Raw genomic sequence first — 6,000 nt, 5'->3', positions numbered from 1 at the left:
AAGAACGAAGCCCCTTGCAAAGGGGATTGCAAGGGGCTTGTTGGAGTAGGAGCCTGACGATGACCTACTTTCGCACGGGGATCCGCACTATCATTGGCGCGAGTCTGTTTCACGGTCCTGTTCGGGATGGGAAGGGGTGGTACCAGACTGCTATAGTCATCAGGCATAACTGGTGAGGCTGCGGCTTGAGGGTTTTGGTGTTTCAAGCTGCGAGCCTATCATAGAGTCGAATGGTAATTGATTGCGAGGCAACGCGTTGGTTGGTTTGCCTTGGTTGGTTGGTGAGAAACCAAAGTTATAGGGTCAAGCCGCACGGGCAATTAGTACTGGTTAGCTCAATGCATTGCTGCACTTGCACACCCAGCCTATCAACGTCGTGGTCTTCAACGACCCTTTAGGGGGCTCAAGGCCCCGGCAGATCTCATCTTGGGAGAAGTTTCCCGCTTAGATGCTTTCAGCGGTTATCTCGTCCACACATAGCTACCCGGCGATGCCACTGGCGTGACAACCGGTACACCAGAGGTGTGTCCACTCCGGTCCTCTCGTACTAGGAGCAGGTTCCCTCAAATCTGCAGCGCCCACGGAAGATAGGGACCAAACTGTCTCACGACGTTTTAAACCCAGCTCACGTACCTCTTTAAATGGCGAACAGCCATACCCTTGGGACCGACTTCAGCCCCAGGATGAGATGAGCCGACATCGAGGTGCCAAACACCGCCGTCGATATGAACTCTTGGGCGGTATCAGCCTGTTATCCCCAGAGTACCTTTTATCCGTTGAGCGATGGCCCTTCCATACAGAACCACCGGATCACTTAGTCCTACTTTCGTACCTGTTCGACTTGTCAGTCTCACAGTCAAGCACGCTTATGCCTATGCACTATTAGCACGATGTCCGACCGTACCTAGCGTACCTTCGAACTCCTCCGTTACGCTTTAGGAGGAGACCGCCCCAGTCAAACTGCCTACCATGCACTGTCCCCCGCCCTGATTCAAGGGCGCAGGTTAGAACCTCAAACACACCAGGGTGGTATTTCAAGGACGGCTCCAGCAGAACTAGCATCCTGCCTTCAAAGCCTCCCACCTATCCTACACAGATCTGTTCAAAGTCCCATACAAAGCTACAGTAAAGGTTCATGGGGTCTTTCCGTCTTTCCGCGGGGAGATTGCATCATCACAAACATTTCAACTTCGCTGAGTCTCTGGAGGAGACAGTGTGGCCATCGTTACGCCATTCGTGCAGGTCGGAACTTACCCGACAAGGAATTTCGCTACCTTAGGACCGTTATAGTTACGGCCGCCGTTTACTGGGACTTCAATCAAGAGCTTGCACCCCATCATTTAATCTTCCAGCACCGGGCAGGCGTCACACCCTATACGTCCACTTTCGTGTTTGCAGAGTGCTGTGTTTTTAATAAACAGTCGCAGCCACCTATTTTTTGCAACCCATTCATGCTCGGCTGTTCACCTCACACTACTAGGGCACACCTTCTCCCGAAGTTACGGTGTCAATTTGCCGAGTTCCTTCTCCAGAGTTCTCTCAAGCGCCTTAGAATACTCATCTCGCGCACCAGTGTCGGTTTGCGGTACGGTCGTTACAAGCTGAAGCTTAGTGGCTTTTCCTGGGACCCCGTTCAGTTACTTCGCAGGCAAGCCCGCTCGATCGACAGCCTCGGTTTATGTGTGCCGGATTTGCCTAACACACGCCTACTTCTGCCTAAACTGGCTATTCCAACAGCCAGATAACCTATTAAGATCCGTCCCCACATCGCACTTGTAATCGGTGCAGGAATATTAACCTGCTTCCCATCAGCTACGCATCTCTGCCTCGCCTTAGGGGCCGACTCACCCTACGCCGATGAACGTTGCGTAGGAAACCTTGCGCTTACGGCGAGGGGGCTTTTCACCCCCTTTAACGCTACTCATGTCAGCATTCGCACTTCTGATACCTCCAGCAGCCCTCACAGGCCACCTTCGCAGGCTTACAGAACGCTCTCCTACCACGCACAGTTATCTGTGCATCCGCAGCTTCGGTAACTGGCTTAGCCCCGTTACATCTTCCGCGCAGGACGACTCGATCAGTGAGCTATTACGCTTTCTTTAAATGATGGCTGCTTCTAAGCCAACATCCTGACTGTCTGTGCCTTCCCACCTCGTTTCCCACTTAGCCAATTTTAGGGACCTTAGCTGGCGGTCTGGGTTGTTTCCCTCTCGTGTCCGGACGTTAGCACCCGGTGCACTGTCTCCCAAGCTCTACTCTGCAGTATTCGGAGTTTGCCTTGGTTTGGTAAGTCGCCATGACCCCCTAGCCAAAACAGTGCTCTACCCCCGCAGGTAATACTTGAGGCACTACCTAAATAGTTTTCGGAGAGAACCAGCTATTTCCGAGTTTGTTTAGCCTTTCACCCCTATCCACAGCTCATCCGCTACTTTTGCAACAGTAGTCGGTTCGGTCCTCCAGTACCTGTTACGGCACCTTCAACCTGGCCATGGATAGATCACTCGGTTTCGGGTCTACACCCAGCGACTAGACGCCCTATTCGGACTCGATTTCTCTTCGGCTCCCCTATTCGGTTAACCTCGCCACTGAATGTAAGTCGCTGACCCATTATACAAAAGGTACGCCGTCACCCCTTTCAGGGCTCCGACTTTTTGTAAGCATGCGGTTTCAGGATCTATTTCACTCCCCTCCCGGGGTTCTTTTCGCCTTTCCCTCACGGTACTTGTTCACTATCGGTCGATTACGAGTATTTAGCCTTGGAGGATGGTCCCCCCATCTTCAGACAGGATTTCACGTGTCCCGCCCTACTTGTCTCTAGCTTAGTACCACACAGGTCTTTCTTGTACGGGGCTATCACCCACTATGGCCGCAGTTTCCAATGCGTTCCAATATCCCCTGTGCTATCTCTAGACGGCTGCTCCGATTTCGCTCGCCACTACTTTCGGAATCTCGGTTGATTTCTTTTCCTCTGGGTACTTAGATGTTTCAGTTCCCCAGGTTCGCCTCCTTGACCTATGTATTCAGCCAAGGATACCCTCGCGGGTGGGTTTCCCCATTCAGAAATCTTCGGATCAATGCTCATTTGCCAGCTCCCCGAAGCTTATCGCAGGCTATCACGTCTTTCATCGCCTGTAATCGCCAAGGCATCCACCACATGCTCTTAGTCACTTGACCCTATAACTTTGGCCTCTGCAGCTCTCACCACAAAGCCCTCTGCCATCTCAATCAAGCAAACTTCTCTAACGCGTTATTGCCGTAATTCACGCTTGTCTTGCCAGGCACGCACTCGCGTGCATGCCCTGAGAACAATCGTCAATTACTTGAAGCATCCAGGCTCAGCTTTCGCCTCGCCCGCATGTTCGTTCTTGACGCAATCAATTTTGCCGCTGATGGCACGGTGAGCACTTTCGCACTCTTTCCATCAGCAACAATGATTCGACTCTATGATTTTTTAAAGAACAGCCGTATTCATCGATCTCCATCGACAAACAACAAAGAATCCTTCGCCTTTTGGCGAAAGCTCCTTTGGTGTTCAACGATTCTTGGTGGAGGATGACGGGATCGAACCGACGACCCCCTGCTTGCAAAGCAGGTGCTCTCCCAGCTGAGCTAATCCCCCTACTATCCTCTATCCATTGGATTCTTGGTGGGTCTAGTTGGGCTCGAACCAACGACCCCCGCCTTATCAAGACGGTGCTCTAACCAGCTGAGCTACAGACCCAAGCACTACCAACCACACCCAGAACCCTCGGCACCAGGATGTAATCAACAGCTCGTCTTCCAACAACCGATAAGTGTGGACGTTTGGCAAGCCTTCGCTTGTCTTTTCCAGAAAGGAGGTGATCCAGCCGCACCTTCCGGTACGGCTACCTTGTTACGACTTCACCCCAGTCACGAGCCCCGCCGTGGTAAGCGCCCTCCTTGCGGTTAAGCTACCTACTTCTGGCAGAACCCGCTCCCATGGTGTGACGGGCGGTGTGTACAAGACCCGGGAACGTATTCACCGTGACATGCTGATCCACGATTACTAGCGATTCCGACTTCACGCAGTCGAGTTGCAGACTGCGATCCGGACTACGACCGGCTTTATGGGATTGGCTCCACCTCGCGGCTTCGCGACCCTTTGTACCGGCCATTGTATGACGTGTGTAGCCCCACCTATAAGGGCCATGAGGACTTGACGTCATCCCCACCTTCCTCCGGTTTATCACCGGCAGTCTCATTAGAGTGCCCAACTTAATGATGGCAACTAATGACAAGGGTTGCGCTCGTTGCGGGACTTAACCCAACATCTCACGACACGAGCTGACGACAGCCATGCAGCACCTGTGTTACGGCTCTCTTTCGAGCACTCCTCTATCTCTAAAGGATTCCGTACATGTCAAAGGTGGGTAAGGTTTTTCGCGTTGCATCGAATTAAACCACATCATCCACCGCTTGTGCGGGTCCCCGTCAATTCCTTTGAGTTTTAGCCTTGCGGCCGTACTCCCCAGGCGGTCAACTTCACGCGTTAGCTTCGTTACTGAGAAAGTTAATTCCCAACAACCAGTTGACATCGTTTAGGGCGTGGACTACCAGGGTATCTAATCCTGTTTGCTCCCCACGCTTTCGTGCATGAGCGTCAGTGCAGGCCCAGGGGATTGCCTTCGCCATCGGTGTTCCTCCGCATATCTACGCATTTCACTGCTACACGCGGAATTCCATCCCCCTCTGCCGCACTCCAGCCATGCAGTCACTAATGCAGTTCCCAGGTTGAGCCCGGGGATTTCACATCGGTCTTGCATAGCCGCCTGCGCACGCTTTACGCCCAGTAATTCCGATTAACGCTCGCACCCTACGTATTACCGCGGCTGCTGGCACGTAGTTAGCCGGTGCTTATTCTTACAGTACCGTCAGCAGACCAGGGTATTAACCCAGCCCTTTTCGTTCTGTACAAAAGCAGTTTACAACCCGAGGGCCTTCGTCCTGCACGCGGCATTGCTGGATCAGGCTTGCGCCCATTGTCCAAAATTCCCCACTGCTGCCTCCCGTAGGAGTCTGGGCCGTGTCTCAGTCCCAGTGTGGCTGGTCGTCCTCTCAGACCAGCTACAGATCGCAGGCTTGGTAGGCCTTTACCCCACCAACTACCTAATCTGCCATCGGCCACTCCAGTCGCGCAAGGCCCAAAGGTCCCCTGCTTTCATCCGTAGATCTCATGCGGTATTAGCCACTCTTTCGAGTAGTTATCCCCCACGACTGGGCATGTTCCGATGTGTTACTCACCCGTTCGCCACTCGCCACCAGGTGCAAGCACCCGTGCTGCCGTTCGACTTGCATGTGTAAAGCATGCCGCCAGCGTTCAATCTGAGCCAGGATCAAACTCTTTAGTTCGATCTCTTAAAAACTCACTCACTCAAGCGGAATTGAAGTAAACCTGTAAGCTAAAAAAAGATCTCTCAACCTCTTCTCGGCCTACACACTTCTTCTTCTGTTTGCATGAGCGCTTGGCATCTCTGCCTTCGAGCACCCCAAGCACGCTATTCGCACACCCAAAGCACTCTTTTTGCAAGCAAAGCCTCTGCCCAAACGCCCACGCTTATCGGCTGTAATTTGTTAATGAACCGCCTCTTACCAAGCATTCGCCGCGATCAGCGAAGCCCTCTACTATAGCACAACGTTTTCTTCAGTCAAACAAACTTCCGAAAACTTTTTCTAACTCCACCACCTCTTCAGCTCACCAGCCAGAAGCCCTAAACCTCCAACCAGCCGCCTCAGCAGCGAAGCCCTCCACTATAGCACAGCTTTTTGATACCCACCGCTAACTTCCCTCTCCGTCAGCAGCTTCCTCTCCAAGCCGTCCCCTCAACACCCAAACCAGTTCATCTGGCCTCAGGCGTCGAGAGGGCGTGACTATAGCACCAACTCAACCCACTTGGACGCACATTAAGGGGGAAAAATTTTGCTGGATCTCGCCCAGACGCGGTGCCGGACAAGGAGGAAAGGGATTTGCCATGGTGGCAA

2 tRNA genes and 3 rRNA genes are annotated in these 6,000 nt (G+C 52.8%); all 5 read right to left on the bottom strand.

The features are described from left to right. Positions 1–51 precede the first annotated feature (51 nt). The 5 genes from rrf to AAV94_RS11700 all read right to left on the bottom strand — a co-directional run bounded on the left by rrf (position 52) and on the right by AAV94_RS11700 (position 5,370). A 5S ribosomal RNA gene (gene rrf / locus AAV94_RS11720) occupies positions 52–164 on the bottom strand. A 135-nt stretch (positions 165–299) separates the two neighbouring features. Further along, positions 300–3,174 (bottom strand): 23S ribosomal RNA (locus tag AAV94_RS11715). 369 nt (positions 3,175–3,543) lie between these two features. Then, positions 3,544–3,619, bottom strand: a tRNA-Ala gene (locus AAV94_RS11710). 25 nt (positions 3,620–3,644) lie between these two features. Further along, positions 3,645–3,721, bottom strand: a tRNA-Ile gene (locus AAV94_RS11705). A gap of 111 nt (positions 3,722–3,832) precedes the next feature. After that, positions 3,833–5,370 (bottom strand): 16S ribosomal RNA (locus AAV94_RS11700). The 16S, 23S and 5S rRNA genes sit together here with 2 tRNA genes alongside, the layout of an rRNA operon. Positions 5,371–6,000 lie beyond the last annotated feature (630 nt).

It is taken from the genome of Lampropedia cohaerens, assembly GCF_001005215.1.
Classification (GTDB): Bacteria; Pseudomonadota; Gammaproteobacteria; order Burkholderiales; family Burkholderiaceae_C; genus Lampropedia; species Lampropedia cohaerens.
Note: the sequence above shows the minus strand (reverse complement) of the source record. Positions and strands in the feature narration are given on the sequence as shown.